Source organism: Sphaerospermopsis sp. FACHB-1094 (genome assembly GCF_014696195.1).
Taxonomy (GTDB): Bacteria; Cyanobacteriota; Cyanobacteriia; order Cyanobacteriales; family Nostocaceae; genus Sphaerospermopsis; species Sphaerospermopsis kisseleviana.
Genome location: NZ_JACJPT010000089.1, coordinates 1 through 21,265, shown reverse-complemented (window position 1 = coordinate 21,265; position 21,265 = coordinate 1). Strand labels below are relative to the sequence as shown.

General features: G+C 38.3%; 17 protein-coding genes and 1 tRNA gene. 9 read left to right on the top strand and 9 right to left on the bottom strand.

What is annotated here, in order from left to right; genetic code table 11:
- Positions 1–131: 131 nt before the first annotated feature.
- The 4 genes from lipA to H6F47_RS20730 form a co-directional block, all read right to left on the bottom strand.
- Complete coding sequence (lipA, locus tag H6F47_RS20745; protein WP_096565679.1) at positions 132–1,028, bottom strand: lipoyl synthase; 897 nt, start codon at positions 1,026–1,028, stop codon at positions 132–134.
- A gap of 424 nt (positions 1,029–1,452) precedes the next feature.
- On the bottom strand, positions 1,453–1,776 hold the full coding sequence (gene grxD, locus H6F47_RS20740; protein WP_190348373.1) for a Grx4 family monothiol glutaredoxin: 324 nt from the start codon (positions 1,774–1,776) through the stop codon (positions 1,453–1,455).
- Positions 1,777–2,023: 247 nt separating this feature from the next.
- The gene (locus H6F47_RS20735) at positions 2,024–2,260 is read right to left on the bottom strand and encodes a BolA family transcriptional regulator (protein ID WP_190650772.1); all 237 of its coding nucleotides are present in this window, start codon (positions 2,258–2,260) and stop codon (positions 2,024–2,026) included.
- Between the two features lie 137 nt (positions 2,261–2,397).
- Entirely contained in the window at positions 2,398–2,946 is a 549-nt protein-coding gene (locus tag H6F47_RS20730; RefSeq protein ID WP_190650770.1) for a hypothetical protein, read from the bottom strand.
- A gap of 170 nt (positions 2,947–3,116) precedes the next feature.
- Here H6F47_RS20730 and H6F47_RS20725 point away from each other — a divergent pair, with 170 nt between their 5' ends.
- Together H6F47_RS20725 and H6F47_RS20720 are read left to right on the top strand one after the other, a co-directional pair.
- Entirely contained in the window at positions 3,117–5,222 is a 2,106-nt protein-coding gene (locus tag H6F47_RS20725; RefSeq protein ID WP_190650776.1) for a S8 family serine peptidase, read from the top strand.
- Between the two features lie 846 nt (positions 5,223–6,068).
- Complete coding sequence (locus H6F47_RS20720; RefSeq protein WP_096565689.1) at positions 6,069–7,001, top strand: cobalamin-binding protein; 933 nt, start codon at positions 6,069–6,071, stop codon at positions 6,999–7,001.
- 668 nt (positions 7,002–7,669) lie between these two features.
- Here the strand turns inward: H6F47_RS20720 and H6F47_RS20715 are convergent.
- Both H6F47_RS20715 and H6F47_RS20710 read right to left on the bottom strand, forming a co-directional pair.
- A complete protein-coding gene (locus H6F47_RS20715) occupies positions 7,670–9,010 on the bottom strand; it encodes a CNNM domain-containing protein (protein WP_190650768.1) in 1,341 nt (446 codons plus the stop codon).
- 229 nt (positions 9,011–9,239) lie between these two features.
- Complete coding sequence (locus H6F47_RS20710; RefSeq protein WP_190650766.1) at positions 9,240–9,938, bottom strand: hypothetical protein; 699 nt, start codon at positions 9,936–9,938, stop codon at positions 9,240–9,242.
- A 348-nt stretch (positions 9,939–10,286) separates the two neighbouring features.
- Here H6F47_RS20710 and H6F47_RS20705 point away from each other — a divergent pair.
- The 4 genes from H6F47_RS20705 to H6F47_RS20695 all read left to right on the top strand — a co-directional run bounded on the left by H6F47_RS20705 (position 10,287) and on the right by H6F47_RS20695 (position 13,383).
- Positions 10,287–10,359 (top strand) — tRNA-Ile (locus H6F47_RS20705).
- Between the two features lie 363 nt (positions 10,360–10,722).
- Positions 10,723–10,860 carry a WD40 repeat domain-containing protein gene (locus H6F47_RS28135; RefSeq protein WP_242027464.1) on the top strand — a complete coding sequence of 46 codons (138 nt, stop codon included), beginning with the start codon at positions 10,723–10,725 and terminating at the stop codon, positions 10,858–10,860.
- A gap of 12 nt (positions 10,861–10,872) precedes the next feature.
- A complete protein-coding gene (locus H6F47_RS28130; protein WP_272110106.1) occupies positions 10,873–11,046 on the top strand; it encodes a J domain-containing protein in 174 nt (57 codons plus the stop codon).
- Positions 11,047–11,910: 864 nt separating this feature from the next.
- Positions 11,911–13,383 carry a glycoside hydrolase 100 family protein gene (locus tag H6F47_RS20695; protein ID WP_190650763.1) on the top strand — a complete coding sequence of 491 codons (1,473 nt, stop codon included), beginning with the start codon at positions 11,911–11,913 and terminating at the stop codon, positions 13,381–13,383.
- Positions 13,384–13,408: 25 nt separating this feature from the next.
- Here H6F47_RS20695 and H6F47_RS20690 read toward each other — a convergent pair whose 3' ends face one another.
- Genes H6F47_RS20690 through H6F47_RS20680 form a run of 3 tightly spaced genes read right to left on the bottom strand, consistent with a single transcriptional unit; the run spans position 13,409 to position 18,051 of the window.
- Positions 13,409–14,635 (bottom strand): ATP-binding protein, encoded by a 1,227-nt coding sequence (locus H6F47_RS20690; protein ID WP_242027463.1) that lies wholly within the window; start codon positions 14,633–14,635, stop codon positions 13,409–13,411.
- 4 nt (positions 14,636–14,639) lie between these two features.
- Positions 14,640–16,613 (bottom strand): WD40 repeat domain-containing protein, encoded by a 1,974-nt coding sequence (locus H6F47_RS20685; RefSeq protein ID WP_190650761.1) that lies wholly within the window; start codon positions 16,611–16,613, stop codon positions 14,640–14,642.
- Positions 16,600–18,051, bottom strand: coding sequence for an AAA family ATPase (locus H6F47_RS20680; RefSeq protein WP_242027462.1), 1,452 nt, complete (start codon positions 18,049–18,051; stop codon positions 16,600–16,602). Before H6F47_RS20680 ends, H6F47_RS20685 begins: the two co-directional genes overlap by 14 nt.
- 664 nt (positions 18,052–18,715) lie before the next feature.
- On the opposite strand from H6F47_RS20680, the gene H6F47_RS20675 reads away from it, so the two are divergent.
- From H6F47_RS20675 to H6F47_RS20665, 3 genes are all read left to right on the top strand, one after another.
- Positions 18,716–18,961 carry a hypothetical protein gene (locus H6F47_RS20675; RefSeq protein WP_096565701.1) on the top strand — a complete coding sequence of 82 codons (246 nt, stop codon included), beginning with the start codon at positions 18,716–18,718 and terminating at the stop codon, positions 18,959–18,961.
- 402 nt (positions 18,962–19,363) lie between these two features.
- Positions 19,364–20,704 (top strand): 16S rRNA (cytosine(967)-C(5))-methyltransferase, encoded by a 1,341-nt coding sequence (locus H6F47_RS20670; RefSeq protein ID WP_190650759.1) that lies wholly within the window; start codon positions 19,364–19,366, stop codon positions 20,702–20,704.
- A gap of 57 nt (positions 20,705–20,761) precedes the next feature.
- On the top strand, positions 20,762–21,184 hold the full coding sequence (locus H6F47_RS20665; RefSeq protein WP_190650757.1) for a TerB family tellurite resistance protein: 423 nt from the start codon (positions 20,762–20,764) through the stop codon (positions 21,182–21,184).
- Positions 21,185–21,265: the final 81 nt, after the last annotated feature.

Genomic DNA, 21,265 nt, shown 5'->3' with positions numbered 1-21,265 from the left:
GGGGACTGGGGACTGGTGACTGGGGACTGGTGACTGGGGACTGGTGACTGGGGACTGGGGACTGGTGACTGGGGACTGGTGACTGGGGACTGGGTAATCAATTTTATGTTTTACCAATTACCAATTACCAATTACCAATCACCAGCATGATAAGAACTCCGCACCAGAGGACCAGAACGAACATGACTAAAGCCCATGTCCTGGGCTATTTTCCCCAGTTCATCAAATTCTGCTGGTGTCCAATATTTTTGTACTGGGAGATGTTCCAAAGAAGGGCGCATGTATTGACCGAGTGTGATGCGATCGCAACCCACAGCCCGCAGATCCGCCATTGTTTCAATTATTTCTTCCTTAGTTTCCCCATGTCCCAACATTAAACCGGACTTAGTGGGTATACTGGCATCAATTTCTTTCACTGTTGCTAACACTGCCAGAGAGCGATCGTATTTTGCACCTCGTCGCACCGGACCTGTTAACCTGCGAACCGTCTCCACATTATGATTATAACAAGCCGGTTGAGCATTCACAATCATAGCTATCCTGTGCTTTTGACCAGTTTCACCCACACCCGCACCACCCCAAAAATCTGGTGTGAGAACCTCAATTTGCGTTGCTGGGTTCATTTGGCGAATTGTTGCCATAGTCTTGACAAAATGACCTGCACCCCCATCAGCTAAATCATCACGGGCAACAGCAGTCAGTACCACATAGCTCAATCCTAACAAATGTACAGATTCTGCTACCTTTTGCGGTTCTTCCTCGTCTACGGGCATTGGTGCGTGACCTTTATCTACTTGACAAAAAGCACAAGACCTAGTGCAAGTCGGACCCATGAGTAAAAAAGTTGCCGTTTTTTGGGCGTAGCATTCCCCCCGGTTGGGACAGCGGCCTTCTTCACAAATAGTATGAATTTGACGCTGCTTAATAATACGTTGTACCGTCGAAATTTCACTGGCTTTACCAATAGAACGGCGTAACCAGCTAGGCATGGCAGCAATTTCTGATTTGAGTTCTTGTGCAGAATTCATATAATCCGTTGATGAACTTGAGAATATAAAAAATCACTGGGAAATAAGTAAAGCTACCAATAGCTTACAAACCATTGTTTACAAGGCAAGCAGCAATTTGAAAATTTACTTCCGATTTCCTTACAGCTTTGGCAATTATACGGAAATATACTCTCCCCCAATTTACGCAAATCTTATATATATTATCTGTGAAGGGAAGACCTGGAAGACACGGAGGGAAAGTAGACAAGGAAGATTTAATACGCACAATGGTATTTTGACGGACTGTTTTGGTGACCAAGAGAATCTGATTTTGTACGGTTTTCCTCCCTTGTTCACTGTCCTTCCAAGTCATCCTTGTCTTGCCCTCACGACAATGTAAAATACCTACCCTTGTGAGATATCCCCATCTCCCCATCTATCTTCCCAGTCCACAGTCACCAATTTATGAAGCTAGTGCTACTTCTACTTTTTCCTGTAATTTACCTTGTTGATACATTTCATACAAAATATCAGAACCGCCTAAAAATTCACCATTAATGTAAATTTGGGGAATTGTTGGCCACTCAGAATATTCTTTAATGCCTTGACGGACTTCATAATCAGAAAGCACATCAAAAGTCTCAAAGGGAACGCCCAAAGCATTGAAAATCTGCACCGCATTGTTAGAAAAACCACATTGGGGCATTAATTTAGTTCCCTTCATGAAAACCATGATTTTATTGTTGTTGATCAAGTTATCAATTTTTTCTTTAACTTCCGGTGTCATTGTTGTTAGTTCCTTTTTGCGGAGATTCAAAATTCCAAGGTTCATTCAATTTTAGATTGATTTATTAGATTGATTTATTAGATTGATTTATTAGATTGATTTATAGATTTTGATTAGATTGCAATTTTTTCATTTTCATGTAATTTATTCAATCCAAAATCCAAAATCCAAAATCCAAAATCCAAAATCTAAAATCTAAAATCTAAAATCTAAAATCTAAAATCTAAAATCTAAAATCTAAAATTAGTCAAGCTTCGGGAGTAGATGTTTTCAAAGCCAAGGCATGAATCGCTTCAGTTGACATCGCTTGCTTCAACGCACCATAAACCATCTGGTGTTGTTGTACAAGTCCCTTACCTGCAAACTGTGATGAAACGACAGTCACCTGATAGTGATCCCCACCACCTGTTAAGTCTTGCACATCAACTTGTGCATCTGGCAGTTCTGCCTTAATCATGTCCTCAACTTGCTGTGGAGTAATCATCCCAATTCCTGAAAAAAACTTACTTCTCTATTATTATCAGGGAATAGGTGACAGGTGACAGGTGACAGGTGACAGTTAAGAGGCAGGGGAGCAGGGGAAGTTGATAACACAATCAACTATCAACTATCAACTATCAACTATTTTCTGGGATAAGCGGTATCAACAAAACCTAATTCAAACAGTTGTTGATAAGCTTTTTTACCTAATTCCCGTGTGGGGTTTTGACTCTTAATAATTTGAACCAATAATGGTACTGCTAATTCTGGCTGATTTAAAGCTCGATGTACTAGTGCTAATTGATAGGTTGCTTCGTCGCGTTTTTGGGCAGTTTCCAGGGCTTTTTTGCGTTGAGAATCAGATACTCTGATGTCAATACCGGAAAAACTGGCATTTAAATCTTGGTAAAAATTAGATAGCTGATTATAAAGTTGGCGTGCTTCTTGGAGTTTTTTAGCAGCTAGGGTGTAGTTTTGACCGGAAACAGCTTGTTCTGCCTCTTTCATCAGGCGATCGCCACCTGCCATACTTAACAAGCTATTATTTTGGCTGTTGGGACGCAGGGTATTAGGTTCATTACCATCAATAGGTTGTGCTTGGTTATCGGGTAGCTGTATTACCTGAGCCTGTACAGGTGATAGCAGACTAAGAATTGCAATAAGTGATAAAGAAGTAGCAGTAAGGTTCATGGGGTCAAATACTGTAACAAGTCTATAAAAAATTTATGGAAACTTTGGGTATCTTAACTCGGTTTGTGCTTGAGATACAGCAAAATTAGATCACAACTTTCTCTGATGTAGACTGGACATCAGTTGAATAGAGTTCCTGTAACCCTGCATATTCAGTCAAGTATTCCATGATGAGCGATCGCCTTAATTCCTCTAATTCTCAAACTACAGGTGTACCCACAAGCAGCCAAGGAGTTGTTTTACAACGTGGTGGAGAAGAATTGATTTTAGAAAAAGTTTGGGAACGCTTTACCATCCGTCCGACAGCCAAACTTTCTCCTGAACAATTATCTCAGGTTTCTTGGGGCATTTGGCGGCGAACTATCCCCAGAGCCAAATTAGAAGTATTCACCGTTGAACCTAGCCGGTTAGACGCGGCCATGTCCCAAGCAAGGGCTGATGAAAAGGTAGCTTTTGCCAGTCATGTTTACAAGTTTAAAGATAATCCAGGTACTTATGTTTATTTAAGTGACCAAATCACAATTCAATTTGCGACTTGGGTGGACTCTGCCAAAATTAATACTATAGCTGCCACATATAGCTTAATGGAAAATCAATCAGTTCCAGGGCTACCTAATACATTTATCTTTCTTGTTAGCAAACAAGCCACAGAAAATCCCATTAAAATTACCAACCAATTGCAAGCACTTCCAGAAGTTTTAGCTGCCGAACCAAATATTTTTATTCAACAAGAACCACATTATAAACCTAGTGATTCTCTCTATTCTCAGCAATGGTATCTTAACCATAATAGCGGTAATCAGTTAGGAATAGGTTCTCATATTTCTGTAGAACAAGCTTGGGATATTACTCGCGGTGTGCGTTCTGTGGTGGTTGCAGTTGTGGATGATTCTTTTGATTTAAATCATCCAGATTTTCAAGGTTTGGGTAAAGTTATTGCTCCTAGAGATTTGAAAGAAAATGATTTTTTACCTTTACCTGGAGAACAAGAAACCAGTCACGGTACTGCTTGTGCAGGAATAGCTGTAGCCGAAGAAAATGGTCAAGGAATTGTTGGTGTTGCTCCTGGTTGTGCTTTAATGCCAATTCGCACCACGGGATATTTAGATGATGAATCTATTGAAGATATATTTAATTGGGCAATTAATCACGGTGCTAGTGTAATTTCTTGTAGTTGGGGAGCTTCTGCTGTTTATTTTCCTTTATCTTTGCGTCAAAAGGCGGCTATTACCCGCGCTGCTACTCAAGGAAGAAATGGTAAAGGATGTGTAATTGTTTTTGCCGCTGGTAATGCTAATCGTCCCATTGATGGCACTATCAATGAGCAAAATTGGCCAAAGAATATTTTACAAGGTAAAACAGCTTGGTTAAGTGGTTTTGCAGTTCATCCAGATGTAATTGCGGTTTCTGCGTCTACGAGTTTAAATAAAAAAGCAGCTTATAGTAATTGGGGTGAAAATATTTCTGTTTGCGCTCCTAGTAATAATGCTCCTCCAGGAATGTGGTTTCAAGAAACTGGTTTTGTTTACACACAACCAACCATAAATACTTCTCTTCTTGGTTTGGGAATGTTTACTACAGATCAACTCGGAGCAGCTGGTTATAATCCTGGAAATTTTACTAATAATTTTGGTGGTACTTCTAGTGCAACTCCTGTAGTCGCTGGAATAGCAGCTTTAATTTTATCAGTTAATCCTGATTTAACGGCTCAACAAGTTAACCGTATTTTACAAGAAACCACTGATAAAATTGTTGATCCAGAACCTGACCCACAATTAGGTTTGCGGGGTGGAACTTATGATAGTAATGGTCATTGTATTTGGTTTGGTTATGGTAAAGTTAATGCTGCTAAATCTGTACGTATAGCGCAACAGTTGAGTAAAGTGACATCAAGTGTTAACAAACAACTACAAGGTGAGAATAAAAATATAGTGGCAATTCCTGATAATGATAAAAGGGGAATTAGGAGTATAATCACTGTGAATGAAAATGTCACTGTTGCAGATATTCAAGTAACGGTGAATATTACTCATGAATTTTTAGGAGATTTAGAAATTTATTTAATTTCTCCTAATAATCAACAAGTGTTGTTACAAAGTCGGACATTGGGAAAACAAACTCAGTTAGAAAGGACTTATAGTGTGCGATCGCATCCTGTCCTTAAACAATTACTTTCCATCTCTGCTAGGGGCAATTGGCAATTACAAGTTATTGATAATTCACCTCCAGATGTGGGTCAATTGAATATTTGGGAATTAATCATAGGATATGCATAATAATGCAACCCAAAAATCAATTTCTCATCCATATAAACCCAATAAAAAATATTCGGTTTTAACCGACTTTAGCTATCCCGGATTTCTCACTAGAGGAAAAAATAATTGATGAAAAGCCAGAGCAAAACTTTGTAGGGGCGAAGCATTCGGGTGATAAGCTGTTACACAGCTAAATTGTATAATCCTAATATTCTGAACTCTTGTGGAACAGGCAAGATGCCTGTTCCACTTATACAAATTAAATGCACAACAGCTTACCTATGGCTGAAACTAGTTCATATTCTGTCCGAATGCTATCCGCCCTTACGATTAATGAATCGGTGTTCTAGATAAGAACAAGCAAAATTTACTCAAACTTTATATAGGGGTTGCTGAGAAAGTCTTTGCGTGAGGGCATAGGAGTCAGGAGTCAGGAGTCAGGAGTCAGGAGTCAGGAAGAGATTTGAAAATTTCTTTGCCATCTCTTGAAATCCCAAAAAATGCACACTTTTTCTGGTATACCCTTCAAAACCCTTGCACTAATTTCTGTGTTTATCAGCCTCTAACCTTTGATATATCAAGGTTTTAGGTTTATTCAGCAAGCCCTATATACCTGTATATACCTGTGCGCCTTTTCATCGCCTTTCCTGATTGTCGCAAATGGGCGCTAAATAAAAATGCTAACATCCTCAAGATAGATATCTTATTTCTGGAAGTATGCAAAAATAAAAGTAGCAACAAGTGTAAAAAAAATTGAAACCGTTTTTTATTCTTGACTACTGACTGCTGTAAGGGTTTAGCAGTGCTAAACCCCTACTCCTGTAACTCCTGTACTCCTGTAACTCCTATCCCCAGGAGGTAATACTTATGATAGATACAGATATAAAAATTGTTTCTTTAATTCCTAGTGCGACGGAAATTGCTGCTACTCTGGGTTTGCAAAATGCTATAGTTGGGCGATCGCATGAATGTGATTATCCCCCAGAAATTTCCCATCTTCCAGTTTGCACACAAGCACGGTTAAATGGTAAAGCTCCTAGCAATAGCATTCATGATCAAGTCAACAAAATAGTACAATCTGCTTTGAGTATTTACAACATCAAATTAGATGTTTTAGAGAAATTGCAACCTACCCATATTCTTACTCAAGCTCAATGTGATGTCTCAGCAGTCAGTTTACCAGAAGTAGAGAAAGCTGTCACCCAACTTACCCACAGTTCACCACAGATTATCTCTTTACAGCCTAACACACTGCGGGATGTGTGGGGTGACATTGAGAGAATAGGTCAAACCTTTGGAGTAGATTCAGTAAAAATACTTGAAAATTTAGAAGCCAGAGTTAAAATTTGTAACCGAAAAGTTCAAGGACTGTCTGTAGCAGAAATGCCTACAGTTGCTTGTATCGAGTGGACTGATCCGGTGATGACGGCTGCAAATTGGATACCTGAGTTAGTTAATTTGGCAGGTGGACAAACCTTGTTTAGTGTTACGGGTAAACCTTCTGCTCTCATCAACTGGGAAACCTTGGTTGCTACTAACCCCGATGTAATTATTTTTATGCCCCGCGGCTTTAATTTACAACGGACTCAACAAGAAGCGAAATTATTAACTCAGCGTCCAGAGTGGGAAAAACTGCACGCTGTTAAAACTGGCAGAGTTTTCATCACTGATGGTAATGCTTATTTTAACCGACCTGGACCGCGTTTAGTTGATTCTGTGGAAATATTGGCAGAAATATTGCACCCAGAAATATTTGATTATGGTTATCAAGGTACTGGGTGGCAAACTTTACACAACTAAGAAGAGTATTTAAGAGCAAATAGGGGTTGCTGAGAAAGTCTTTCCGTGAGGGCATAGGAGTCAGGAGTCAGGAGTCAGGAGTCAGGAGGAGATTTGAAAATTTCTTTGCCATCTCTTGAAATCCCAAAAAATGCACACTTTTTCCGGTATACCCTTCAAAACCCTTGCACTTTTTTTCTGTTTATCAGCCTCTAACCTTTGATATATCAAGGTTTTAGGTTTATTCAGCAAACCCCAAATAATCATGAAACTCTGACTACAAAAGGGTTTTACTATCGACTCCCGACTCCTGTACGGGCGTAGGGGCGAAGCATTCGGAAAATAGGCTGTTCATAAAATTGATAATTGTTCCCCTGAATGCTTCGCCCTTACAGGAAAATAGGCTGTTCATAAAATTGATAATTGTTCCCCTGAATGCTTCGCCCTTACAGGAAAATAGGCTGTTCATAAAATTGATAATTGTTCCCCCGAATGCTTCGCCCTTACAGGAAAATAGGCTGTTCATAAAATTGATAAGCTGTTACACAGCTAAATTGTATAATCCTAATATTCTGAATATTCTGAACTCTTATTTAACAGGCAAGATGCCTGTTCCACTTATACAAATTAAATACACAACAGCTTAATTGCTCCCCCGAATGCTTCGCCCCTAAGACTCCTGACTCCTGCTATAATATTCTAATTTCGATTTGGTGCAAGCGTGGTCCGCTAACTGAGACTATAGTAAATTCTAGATTCTCATAGGTGTATATTTCTCCTTTTGCAGGTATTCTTTGCAACTGATAAAGTACAAAACCTCCCAAAGTTTGATATTCTCTTGCTAAGGGTAAATTAATATGTAAAACTTCATTTAGTTCTTCTAGATTTATCTGTGCTTGCACTAAAAATGTTTGTTTTTCTGACATTTGCACCAGCAAATCATCAGTAACTGTTGGTTCACCTGCATTACCAATAATTTCAGCAATTACATCTTGAATTGTCACTATTCCCACGGTAGCGCCAAATTCATCAACCACGATCACCATCGCCGGTTTTTCTTGCTGCATCATGGGCAATAATTCGCTCAGAAGTGTCTGTTCTGGGACAAACCGGGGGGGACGAATCCAAGGGTAAATTTGTGTTTCTAAGGTCATTTTCCCCTGGGATAACGGTGTTGCTAAATCTTGAAAATAAACAATACCGCGAATGTCGTCTAAAGATTCACCAATGATGGGATAGAGAGAATGTCCAGTAGATGTCATTTCTTGTAATAATGTTTGAAAAGTAGCATCTTCTGGTAAAGTAATAATGCTTGTCCGGGGAATCATTACATCTTGGGCGGTAATTTCTCCAAACTCAAAAACATTATTTAACAGTTCTCTTTCTGCTAATTCTAAACCTGTTGATTCCCGTTCTGTTGATATAATTAATTGTAATTCTTCAGGTGTAACTGGAGGTCTCCAACTTTGACCTGTGTATTCAATGCCAAATAATTTTAACAGGTAACGGGTTGATTGGTTGAGAATCCAAATTACCGGACTGAAAAATCGGACTATAGCTTTCACAGAAGGACCTAAAAACCTGGCCAGTTGTTCGGAATACAACATAGCCACTGATTTAGGAAATAATTCCCCTAAAACTATTTGTAAATAGGCAAGTAAGAAAAAGGTAATGGGAATTGATAGAGAATGAGCCAGAAAATTACTCAAATTCCCCGGTAAAGGCCAGGACTGTAACCATGCGTTTACTATGACGACAATGCTACTTTCTCCAATCCAACCTAATGCCAAACTAGAAAGGGTAATACCTAATTGGGCAGTAGATAACAACCTGTCAATACTACGTTGTAACATTTCTACAGCGATCGCAGGTATATCACCAGCCTGAACTAGCTGATGGATACGAGTTCGCCGCACTGTCACCATTGAAAATTCTGCGGTAACGAAAAAGGCATTAATTGCTATCAGCAGTAGCACTGACAACAATTTAAACCCTATATCTGTCCAAATTAACTGAGAAAAAGCACTCACCTCTCAAGGTTATGTTAAAGAATTTTGGATTTTAGATTTTGGATTTTAGATTTTAGATTTTAGATTTTAGATTTTAGATTGACCCCATATTGGGCAAAGTTTAAACATACCTACAGTCAGGGGTTTGTTATTCAATTGGAAATTTTGAATATTGGGTTCAAAATCCAAAGGCGAAAATCTAAAAGTCCGTCAACATTATTGTCATACTAAAACGCTAATAATAGCATTTTTATTTTTCCACAGGAATATCGGATACCTGTAATTTCAGTTTTTGGGCGGGATAATCTGTTAACGCCAGTGATACACTGCTCACATCATCTAGTAAAGCTGTAGGAATGCTGATTGTACCTGTAAAGGTTGGACCTTTACCTGGTAATTCGGCGGGCAATCCCTCTGTAATGGCGCTCAAAGTTCTGCCTTTATCATCAGTAACATCTAAAAAACTATACAAGAATCTAACAGTATCATTAGCTTGATTCTGCATTTTGACTCTTAGTATTAAATCACCACCAGAATAACGAACCGATTGTACAGACATTGTTACGCCTTCGCTCTCAGCCACAACTGGAAATCCTGGTTCTAGTTTTTCTTCTGCTACTTCTTCGCGCTTTTGGGCAGCCTCAGATTTTTTGGCTGTGATTTCTTCTTCTTCCTCTCGTTTTTGTGCCTTATTATCAGTTTTATTATTTTGCATTCGCGCTTTTACAGCTTTGATAATATCTTCCTCTTTTAATAAATTTACTCTGTCCGATTCGGCGTTATTATTCCTATTGCTGGCAAATTTGCTAGTGGGGCGACCATCTGGTGACGAAACACCTTTGAGAGCAGAACTTCCCATCGAAAAACCCAAAAATGCGCTCACAGAACCTGCTCCCAGCATTAGGGTTAACAAAATCAACGTCAGAACTACAGTGGAATTTATTTTCATCGCTGACAAGCTATTACAGAAAAAAACATAGTCTATATATTAGTCAAGAAAAGCAGGGACTGGGGACTGGGGACTGGGGACTGGGGACTGGGGACTGGGTAAGAATTTTCCCAATCACCAATTACCAATTACCAATTACCAATTACCAATTATCAATTACCAATTACCAATTACCAATTACCAAACCTAAACTAAAAATTTTTTTAATTATGCGTCAGATGGTAAAATCATGCTATACTCATAGATGTGTGTTTGTCCAAATGCTAAAAATAGGTTGCTCAAGCTACAATCATAACAGAGAGTTGAGCTTAAAGCCTACTTAAACAGAAGACAAATCTAACACAACAAGCGCCTTTGGCCGATTGGGGAGGCAACGAACTCATAATTCGTCTTCAGGCTGGTTCGATTCCAGCAGGGCGCATTTAATGAAAACCTATACATAATAAGCTTTTTGGATTATTTCAGCTTCTACTCTGTGCTGATTTCACTCATTTTTTACCTATTAGCTAATAAGTGCGGTTTTTGGACTTGCTACTTATGGAGTTTTTAAAGTAAGCTGTTGTGCATTTAATTTGTATAAGTGGAACAGGCAAGATGCGTGTTCCACAAGAGTTCAGAATATTAGGATTATACAATTTAGCTGTGTAACAGCTTATTAGATAATTCTCAATTTTAGGACTTACGCAAGATGTGACTGAAAACCTTATTCTTGCGTAGGGGTAATTCATGAATTACCCCTACTTTCGTTTCCTTTTGCGTAAGTCCTGAATTTAAAGAAACTCCCATGCAAGTTTTTGAACGCATGGAAACAAAAGTTTGGGAAATGGACTCTTCTACAGAGGTTTTATCTATTGCTATTCATCCAGAATGTAAAACTATTGCTAGTTGTAGTAAAGACGGAATTATCAAACTTTGGAATTGACAAACTGGGGAAATTTTAGGAGTTGATGAAAATGCTCATGGTGAAGATGTAAAAATTGCCTACCGAAAATTAGCGAGATTATATCATCCTGATATTAACAATACGGATACTGCTAAAGCTGCAATGCAAGTAATTAATCAAGCTTATCAACATTTTCAGAGGCTTGTTAATGTTAACAGGGGTTGATTAATCTGATTTAAAAATTCAAGGGTAATATAGGGTAATATGTAGTTAATGTGACAGAATTTACGAAAAATAGCAGCATGAAATATTATGATTCATGTCTGGTAGATTTTTGGTGAATTTAGCAGCATGAGCTAGTTATTTGTGATTTGGTTTGATGATTGGGTTATAATGTCGAAATTTTCCAGAAAATTGACATTTTAAATTTTTTAATGATCTATATTGCATATTGCGAAAAAACGTTATAAATTGTTAAGTTAAAGGGGAATAATTTAACCAGCAGTTGCAAACAGTCAATCATTGTCAAGTAAATATACTGTAAGGGGTTGGAACTTCATTATTACGATCCTAAAACAGCATGGGGGGTATGTTTTTGTTTGTAAAAGCACTATCCTAGATTTTTTTATGGGATAATGCGGAATCTCAAAATATATCTTGTATATTTTGCTGTAATTTTTCTGATGAATATTTTTTGTATTGTTTGATGTGAATAGCTAGAACACCGATTCATTAATCGTCAGGGAGAAGGGAAAAAGTGTGCATTTTTTGGGATTTCAAGAGATGGCAAAGAAATTTTCAAATCTTCTCCTGACTCCTGACTCCTGACTCCTGACTCCTGACTCCTGACTCCTGACTCCTGACTCCTGACTCCTATGCCCTCACGGAAAAACTTTCTCAGCAACCCCTAATTATGACCTAATTAATTTGCTGATAATCAGTAATTGTAACTGATTTTGTTTGAGGATTGCTACTAATGATTGTTATTTGCTATTGCTCAAGTTATATGCTGCTGAACATAGCAAATACTCATGAGAAATAAAGCCGCATTCACCACAAATTCACTATCTTAATGGAGTTATTCTGGCGATGCAACTAAATGAATTAACCACAAGGGAAACCACAAGTAAAACTACAAGTGAAACTATAGAAAAAGAGGCGTGGCAGGCACTAGAAAATTCAATACTTTACTATCAAGGTCGTCCTGTTGGTACTTTAGCGGCTTATGATCCATCCGTAGAAGCATTGAATTATGACCAATGTTTCATTAGAGATTTTGTTTCTTCAGCGTTGATTTTTCTGATTAAAGGCAAAACAAATATTGTTAAAAACTTCCTGGAAGAAACATTAAAATTACAGCCTAAAGAAAAGGCGTTGGATGCTTATAAACCGGGTAGGGGTTTAATTCCAGCCAGCTTTAAAGTTGTGACTATTAATGGGGAAGAACATTTAGAAGCTGATTTTGGAGAACACGCGATCGCTAGAGTCACACCTGTTGATTCTTGTTTATGGTGGTTGATTTTATTACGTGCCTATGTAGTCGCTACTAATGATTATACTCTAGCTTATCAACCGGAATTTCAAACAGGTATCCGGTTAATTATGGAAATCTGTTTGGCAAATCGTTTTGATATGTACCCCACTCTATTAGTTCCTGATGGTGCGTGTATGATTGATAGACGCATGGGAATTTATGGACATCCTTTAGAAATTCAAGTGCTATTTTTTGCGGCTTTGCGTGTAGCCCGTGAGTTATTAATTTGTCAAGGTAATCAAGATATTGTTGAAGCAATTGATAATAGATTACCTTTGTTATGTGGACATATTCGCAAACACTACTGGATAGATCTGAATCGTTTGAATGCCATTTATCGCTTTAAAAGTGAAGAATATGGGAAAACAGCGGTGAATTTATTCAATATTTATGCTGATTCCTTACCTTACTATGAACTAGATAAATGGCTACCGAAAAAAGGCGGTTATTTTGCTGGTAATGTCGGACCATCTCAATTAGATACTCGCTTTTTTACCCTGGGAAATTTAATGGCTGTAATTTGTGATTTATCCACAGAAGAACAGTCACAAGCAATTATGAATTTAATTGAAAAAAGATGGGATGATTTGGTAGGAGATATGCCCATGAAAATCTGTTTCCCAGCTTTAGAGAATGAAGAATATAGAGTGGTGACAGGATGCGATCCGAAAAATATACCTTGGTCCTATCATAATGCCGGAAGTTGGCCTGTTTTAATGTGGATGTTAGCCGCAGCAGCAGTGAAAACTAATAAAACTGGTATGGCTAGAAAAGCAATAGAAATTGCTAAAGCGCGATTGAGTGAAGATGAATGGCCAGAATATTATGATGGTAAAAAAGGTAGATTAATTGGTAAACAAGCGCGGAAATATCAAACTTGGACAATAGCAGGATATTTATTAGGGAAAGAACTCATAGATAATCCTGATTTCTTGCCATTAGTTAGTTTTGATAAATTACCTCCAGAAACAATTTCTAGGGCTTGTGAATTTGAAGTGGGTAGTATAGATTCTTTTATGAATTTATAAATCGTAGGGTGGGTTAGCGTCTGTGTTACCCACCTTTATTTGTAGATCCCCCTAAATCCCCAAAAAGGGGACTTTGATTAATTTCCCCCCTTAATAAGGGGGGATCTCGATTAATTTGGATACTTCTGAGATATCCTTTCAGCCATTGGCAGAAATTATCATGATATAAACTGTAAACAGAAACATTAGATTTAATTTCTACATTTAAAAACTCAAACCAAGCTTCTAAAATTTCCTCTACATCAAATTCATCAGCATCTAATAAATTAGCAATATCTGTCACTGATATGGGTTGTGTTTGTTCGGCTAAGACTTGCAAAACAGCTAGGGGTAAATCTTGATTTTCCCAATCTAGCATTTTGGCTAAATGTTGTTGATAGTAGGTTTCTAATGCTGGTGGGAATGATGTTTGTATTTGTTGGGTTTGGGTATAGAAACCGTCAGTAATAGCGGTTAAGATTGCGCTGATGTATTTAAAGTTATTGGCGTTTTCGTTGATTTTGTGGGTATTTAACCAAGATTTTAGATCCCCCCCAACCCCCCTTAAAAAGGGGGGAGAATTTAGGGTTGTTTGAATATAATTTTGTATATCTTGTTTGTTTTCCTCTGGATAATCTGCTAAATTCAAACTTTGTACTGGTGCTTCAATTAATAAACCAGAATTACTTGATAAAAACGGACGACGGGTAAGGAGAAAATACACTCCTTGGGGGAGGTAGCGGGGAAGATAAAAAATATTTGTTCCTGGTGGTTGTAAGTTGCGGTTGATGCAGTTTAACCCGTCAATGGCAATAATTAATTTTTGGTTTGTTTGATGTAATTGATTTGTCTGTAATAAATTATCGCTGATTTGTTGTAGTAACAATGATAAAAACCAACTTCCTTCTGTTGCGTTATCCGGTAAATTTGGCAGGGATAGATTTTGAAACTTGGCGATAATTTGACAACATATATAAGTTAAAAATTCCGCAGCGTGATTTTTCCCCTCTAACTCCGCGTTGTAATAAATCACTTGGTAATTTTTGGGAGGATTTTCCTGAGCATATTTAGCAATTATGGCACTTTTACCGCTACCCGGTGGTCCGATAATTGTGAAATAACCCCGGTTATAGCGGTTCAGAAAATTATTAATCTCAGTAACAACAAACTCACGACCGATAAAATTCGTGCTTTTGGTGTTAATAACTGCCGTGAATTGTTGCTGAGTATCCAGGTAATTATTAACCGTTGGTGGTCTGGGGGTGGAGTTCATAAATTTATTCTCCCCCATTTTCCAACTTTAGAAAATGCACCATTCCCCCAGCGTCACCGGCGACAATTGTTAACGTATCTGTGAATTGATTGGGAAGTGCAACCGCACAGGAAAGAAAGTCACTGTCACCTGTGAAAGTAGCTATTTCTTCCCCGGTCTGTAAATTCCACACCTTGACAGTATTGTCCCAAGAACCAGAAATCACCCGTTGATTGTCTGCTGTCACTGCTACTGCTGTTACCCAACCACTATGACCTTCAAGGGTGAACTGTACTTCCCCGGTCTGTAAATTCCACACCTTGACAGTATTGTCATCAGAACCAGAAATCACCCGTTGATTGTCTGCTGTGACTGCAACTGCGTTTACCCTACTACTATGACCTTTAAGGGTGAACTGTTCTTCCCCGGTCTGTAAATTCCACACCTTGACAGTATTGTCATACGAACCAGAAATCACCCGTTGATTGTCTGCTGTCACTGCAACTGCGTTTACCAAACTACTATGACCTTCAAGGGTGAACTGTTCTTCCCCGGTCTGTAAATTCCACACCTTGACAGTATTGTCATACGAACCAGAAATCACCCGTTGATTGTCTGCTGTGACTGCGACTGCGTTTACCCTACTACTATGACCTTTAAGGGTGAACTGTTCTTCCCCGGTCTGTAAATTCCACACCTTGACAGTATTGTCATACGAACCAGAAATCACCCGTTGATTGTCTGCTGTCACTGCAACTGCGTTTACCAAACTACTATGACCTTCAAGGGTGAACTGTTCTTCCCCGGTCTGTAAATTCCACACCTTGACAGTATTGTCATACGAACCAGAAATCACCCGTTGATTGTCTGCTGTGACTGCGACTGCGTTTACCCTACTACTATGACCTTCAAGGGTGAACTGTACTTCCCCGGTCTGTAAATTCCACACCTTGACAGTATTGTCATCAGAACCAGAAATCACCCGTTGATTGTCTGCTGTGACTGCGACTGCGTATACCGAACTACTATGACCTTTAAAGGTGAACTGTTCTTCCCCGGTCTGTAAATTCCACACCTTGACAGTATTGTCCCAAGAACCAGAAATCACCCGTTGATTGTCTGCTGTGACTGCGACTGCGTATACCGAACTACTATGACCTTTAAGGGTGAACTGTTCTTCCCCGGTCTGTAAATTCCACACCTTGACAGTATTGTCAGATGAACCAGAAATCACCCGTTGATTGTCTGCTGTGACTGCGACTGCGTATACCGAACTACTATGACCTTTAAAGGTGAACTGTTCTTCCCCGGTCTGTAAATTCCACACCTTGACAGTATTGTCCCAAGAACCAGAAATCACCCGTTGATTGTCTGCTGTGACTGCGACTGCGTATACCGAACTACTATGACCTTTAAGGGTGAACTGTTCTTCCCCGGTCTGTAAATTCCACACCTTGACAGTATTGTCAGATGAACCAGAAATCACCCGTTGATTGTCTGCTGTCACTGCTACTGCGTTTACCCAACTACTATGACCTGAGAGAGTGCGGAGTAAGCTTCCTCCTGCTTGGGTGAGACTGGGAGTGAGGGGACGCAACCAAGGGTGAGGGTGGTTTGTTTGTGCTTGGTTTAATAGGGTTTGAATTTCTGGGGTGTGGATAGCTTGTAACCTTCCCCATAATTGACTGGGTAATTGTTGTTTGTCTTGGGTGACTATGTGTGCAGACAGTCGCAAAGCACTTTGAATATATTTTAAGGTTTTGGTTTGGTCTGGGTGGGTTTTGGTTTGGGTATCATCCAGTAAATCATAATCTTCTATTAATGCTTGGATGCCAAATTCAGGATGATTGATTTTGGCGGATATGAATGGATAATTTGTGAGGGTTTGGAAATATTTTTCATACTGACCAGAATTAACCAAACTATAAGGATATCTAGCCAGACGAATTTTTTGTTTATGTAATTTTTGGGCAGAGGATTTTTTTTCAATTTGTTTCATTGTCATCCTCATCCTGTTCTAAATAATCCGCAATGCGCTGATTTACTTCTTTAAATAACTTGCGGGTTGCTTGTAGTTCTCTTTTTGCTTTCAAGAAATCTAAGAAACTAGCATGATAGATACTGTAACAAATATCTCCATCTATATTTGATGTTCTTAAATATTCAATCCATTCATCTAAAACATCCTGTACAACATATTCATCTTGATGGAGAATATTAAAAATCATCTCACAGGGAATTGGTGTGGCAATTTCCACTAAGGTAAACAGAATCATTACTTTCATTTCTTTAGATGAATCATTCATTTTCATCCTGTCCCAATGAGTTTGATAATAATTCTGTAAACCTTGTGGTAATTGAGTTAAATTCACATCATCATAATCACCCTCTGCTATTGCTGGTAACACATAGCGCAAATACATAAAATTATTTTCGCTCTTGTCTGCTAACTTCTGCACAAAATCATCAGGGGTGATTTTTCTGTTGGATATCCAATTTTGTAAGCCATTTTTATGTTCTGGGTCATTTTCTAAACAAAAGCGAATATATTCTTGAATGTCCTTTGCATTTTCTGCATCATACTTTTTGTCAGTCAAATCTAATTCTTCTTGTTTTACACCTTCTGTATAAAGTCGTTTTTTACTAGGTTCATAGCGTCGTCGTGTCAGCAAGAAGTAAACATTATCTGGTAGGGTTTTGGGTAAATATAAAATATTTTCCGGTCCTGGTTCTTGGTTGACTTCATCCAGTGCATCCACGACAATGATTAATTTTTCATTCTCGCTTAGTTTTTCTGTTACTTTTACCAGTAATGTTGATAAATCAGCGTTTTCAACATTTGTGATTTGATAGCGGTTAATTAGTTGTTTACGAATGCTTTCCAGGAATAATTCAGGACGGTTACGACCATCTACCAAGACGTTAAAATAGCAGATTGCGTTATTTTCAGAAACGTATTTTGCAGCGATGGTACTTTTGCCCATTCCCGCATCACCGATAACTGTAAAATAGCCTTTTTTATTGGTGTTGGTGAAGTTTTGAAAGGCAGCAAATACAAATCCGCGACCGCAGAAGGATTGGGTTTTCTCGGTAATTAGTGATTGAAATTCTGGTGAGATAGATTTATCGGAAATAGGATTTTTTACTGTTGCTTCTGATTGAGGTTGATGATATTGCTGTTTTAAACAAGTTCGTAATTTTTCAAATTTACCTGCACCGTCTTTTTCTCTCAGTTTAGCATAGACAGTTTCAAATTTTTCATAAATCTTTTGTAGGCGAAGTTTAACAGTAGATTCTGCTATGTTTAATTTTAACCTGAGTTGTGTTTGATTAATTTGTGCATCTGGGTGAGGTAGTGCGGTTAATAAAGTTGTTTTCTCTTCAACAGATAAACCTTGAATATTTGCTTGTTGGTTAAGAAATTCTTGCCAAGTCATAGATGTTGTTGAGATTTTAGTAAGAATTATAACTGATTTTTGGTAAAAATAGTCTAGTTAATATTTTTTTACCATTATTTCCCGGTTTGCGTCATTATCCGCCTGGGAATTAATTCCCAGTCTCATAGCGAAAGTCTACTTTAGTAGACTAAAACCGACTTTCCGCACTTCAAAGTGTAATACGTTAATACTTCAATAAATTTTACAAAAAATGTTGATATTATTCAGTATTTAAACGTATGAATTATAGCCCTTCGGCGATAGCGAAGCGCTGCTGCAAGCAGTTCGCTATTCAACTACCATTAACCCCAATTTTCGTAATTTTCATGTATTACAAAGCGAAGTGCGGAATGTGGGTTCAATATTTGTAGATCCCCCTAAATCCCCTTATCAAGGGGGGTTAGGGGGATCAGAGGGTTTTGGATACACCATGAAAGACTTTTTAAACATAATTTAAAACTAGCATAATTGACATTGTTAAATGAGATAAATTAGATATTTGTACTTTCAATATACCTCTAATATACCTTGAATATACTTTATTTTATATCTACTTTGAATAGACCTATCTCTATACTTTCAATAGACTTCATGTCTGGAAATTCATGAGAATATAAAAACAGGAAACAAGAAAAACACATTGATATCAAAGGTAGTCAAAACCATGAAAGAATCAATTCAGAACGAACTCCTTCGTCAAGCAAAGTTAACTTTTAATGTTGCTTTGTCTGTCTCTGCTATTTCAGCTATGATTACTTTATCTGGAGTGGGTTTAGTCTATTTCAATAAATTATCTGAAGCTGCTTTAACAGGAAGTGCTGGTGCTTTGGCAACGATGACTTGTTTAAATATGGCGAAAGAATCTAAAGATGAACTGTTGAAAATTCTGGAAGATGAGGAAGAAGAATAGGAAAATAGAACTTACACAAAACATAACGAAAGTAGGGGTAATTCATGAATTACCCCTACCCAATAATCAGGGTTTTACTCCCATCTTGCGTAAATCATGGGAAAATTAAAAATGACCCGGAAATCAATTTCCGGGCTAATAGCTCAAGTAGGTTAAAACCTACTATAATTAACTCAAACTTCAATCATAATTGATGTGAAAATATCTAATTAATGAATTGAAAATAGTCGGTTTTAACCGACTTCCGCTATAAGACAGGGAATTTATTCCCTGGCTGTTAAGCTGTTACACAGCTAAATTGTATAATCCTAATATTCTGAACTCTTGTTTAACAGGCAAGATGCCTGTTCCACTTATACAAATTAAATGCACAACAGCTTAAAATATATCTCATCACTTCCCATGTCTAACCCCCGTCAAGCTGCATTTACCGCCCTCAAAGAAGTACACAAAGGAGCTTATACTGATGTAGCCCTCGACCGTGTATTACAAAAGTATCAATTACCGGACAATGACCGTCGGTTAATGACAGAATTAGTCTATGGTAGTGTGAGAAGACAACGCACTTTAGACGCTATTATTAATCAACTTGGTACTAAAAAATCTCACCAACAACCACCAGACCTGCGGACAATTTTACATCTGGGTTTATATCAACTCCGTTATCAAGAAAAAATCCCTGTTTCTGCTGCTGTCAACACCACGGTAGAACTAGCAAAAACCAATGGGTTTTCTGGTTTAACTGGTTTTGTGAATGGGTTTTTACGGCAATATTTACGACTTGCAGAAACTTCATCAGAACCTTTAAAATTACCAGAAAATCCTGTAGAAAGATTAGGAATTTTATATAGTTTCCCCAATTGGATCATTGAAGTTTGGTTAAAACAATTGAGTTTTGAGGAAACAGAAAAACTCTGTCAATGGATGAATCAAACCCCGACTATTGATTTAAGAGTTAATATTCTTAAAAGTGACTTAGAAAAAGTAGAATTAACTTTTAAAGATGCTGGTATTTTAGTCAGAAAAATTCCCCATTTACCCCAAGGTTTAAGATTAATTAGTAGTACGGGTGCAATTCAAAATTTACCAGGTTTTCAAGATGGTTGGTGGTGTGTACAAGATAGTAGCGCCCAGTTAGTAGGTCATTTGCTTGATCCCCAACCCGGTGAGGTGATCATTGATGTTTGTGCAGCACCAGGGGGAAAAACTACCCATATTGCAGAGTTAATGGGGGATGAGGGTAAAATTTACGCTTGTGATAAAACTGCTTCTCGTTTACGCAAACTTACTGAAAATGCCAAACGTCTGAATTTACAATCTATCGAAATCTGCACGGGGGATAGTCGCACTTTTACCCAATTTCATAACATCGCTGACCGTGTATTATTAGATGCTCCTTGTTCCGGTTTGGGAACTATGCACCGTCACGCTGATGCGCGTTGGCGACAAACTCCCGCATCTGTCCATGAATTAGCCCAAATCCAACAAGAGTTAATATCACATACTGCAAATTTTGTCAAGCCTGGAGGGATTTTAGTTTATGCTACTTGTACATTACACCCAGAGGAAAATGAAGAAGTAATTACAAACTTTTTAGAAAAAAATTCCCATTGGCAAATTGAACATCCTAGCTTTGATTTTGTTGATGTTTCTCCCTCTGGGTGGTTGAAGGTATGGCCTCATGAACAGGATATGGATGGTTTTTTCATGGTGCGTTTAAGAAAAACCAAGGATTCCGAGTGAATACTGCTAGGGATTGTACCATTTGATGAAAGACCGAATCTACTGGAGGAGGCAACAATGGTTAGTAATTCTCATGTTAAAAATCTAGTTAAAATTCTGATTGGAGCAGCTTGGATTGATGGTAGAATCCAGCCGGAGGAAAGACAATATCTGCGGGAAATAGCTCAAGCTAAGGGTTTAGCTACTGACCCAGAGATTAAGCCTTGGCTGTATGAATTAGTACCAGTTAAACCAAATCAATGTTATGAATGGGTGAGAGAATATTTGGGCGATCGCCCCAGTTTAGAAGAATGTGAAACTCTGATTGAAGCTATCAGTGGATTGATTTACAGTGATGGTGAAGTAGCCATTGAAGAAGCTAAACTACTGACTAGATTGGAGGAGTTGAGTAAATCCGATGATTCTACTCAACCAATTTACAACCCACTGTTAAAACAAATTCAAAAGCTTTACCGCCGCTGGGTGGATGTGCAGAATTAGGGACTAGGGACTGGGGACTGGGGACTGGGGACTGGTGACTGGTGACTGGGGACTGGTGACTGGGGACTGGGGACTGGTGAC

Excerpts from the sequence above, each read along its gene's own strand:
- lipA (WP_096565679.1), bottom strand. The coding sequence starts at position 1,028 with ATGAATTCTGCACAAGAACTCAAATCAGAAATTGCTGCCATGCCTAGC.
- grxD (WP_190348373.1), bottom strand. The coding sequence starts at position 1,776 with ATGACACCGGAAGTTAAAGAAAAAATTGATAACTTGATCAACAACAAT.
- H6F47_RS20735 (WP_190650772.1), bottom strand. The coding sequence starts at position 2,260 with ATGATTACTCCACAGCAAGTTGAGGACATGATTAAGGCAGAACTGCCA.
- H6F47_RS20730 (WP_190650770.1), bottom strand. The coding sequence starts at position 2,946 with ATGAACCTTACTGCTACTTCTTTATCACTTATTGCAATTCTTAGTCTG.
- H6F47_RS20725 (WP_190650776.1), top strand. The coding sequence starts at position 3,117 with ATGAGCGATCGCCTTAATTCCTCTAATTCTCAAACTACAGGTGTACCC.
- H6F47_RS20720 (WP_096565689.1), top strand. The coding sequence starts at position 6,069 with ATGATAGATACAGATATAAAAATTGTTTCTTTAATTCCTAGTGCGACG.
- H6F47_RS20710 (WP_190650766.1), bottom strand. The coding sequence starts at position 9,938 with ATGAAAATAAATTCCACTGTAGTTCTGACGTTGATTTTGTTAACCCTA.
- H6F47_RS28135 (WP_242027464.1), top strand. The coding sequence starts at position 10,723 with ATGCAAGTTTTTGAACGCATGGAAACAAAAGTTTGGGAAATGGACTCT.
- H6F47_RS20695 (WP_190650763.1), top strand. The coding sequence starts at position 11,911 with ATGCAACTAAATGAATTAACCACAAGGGAAACCACAAGTAAAACTACA.
- H6F47_RS20690 (WP_242027463.1), bottom strand. The coding sequence starts at position 14,635 with ATGAACTCCACCCCCAGACCACCAACGGTTAATAATTACCTGGATACT.
- H6F47_RS20685 (WP_190650761.1), bottom strand. The coding sequence starts at position 16,613 with ATGAAACAAATTGAAAAAAAATCCTCTGCCCAAAAATTACATAAACAA.
- H6F47_RS20680 (WP_242027462.1), bottom strand. The coding sequence starts at position 18,051 with ATGACTTGGCAAGAATTTCTTAACCAACAAGCAAATATTCAAGGTTTA.
- H6F47_RS20675 (WP_096565701.1), top strand. The coding sequence starts at position 18,716 with ATGAAAGAATCAATTCAGAACGAACTCCTTCGTCAAGCAAAGTTAACT.
- H6F47_RS20670 (WP_190650759.1), top strand. The coding sequence starts at position 19,364 with ATGTCTAACCCCCGTCAAGCTGCATTTACCGCCCTCAAAGAAGTACAC.
- H6F47_RS20665 (WP_190650757.1), top strand. The coding sequence starts at position 20,762 with ATGGTTAGTAATTCTCATGTTAAAAATCTAGTTAAAATTCTGATTGGA.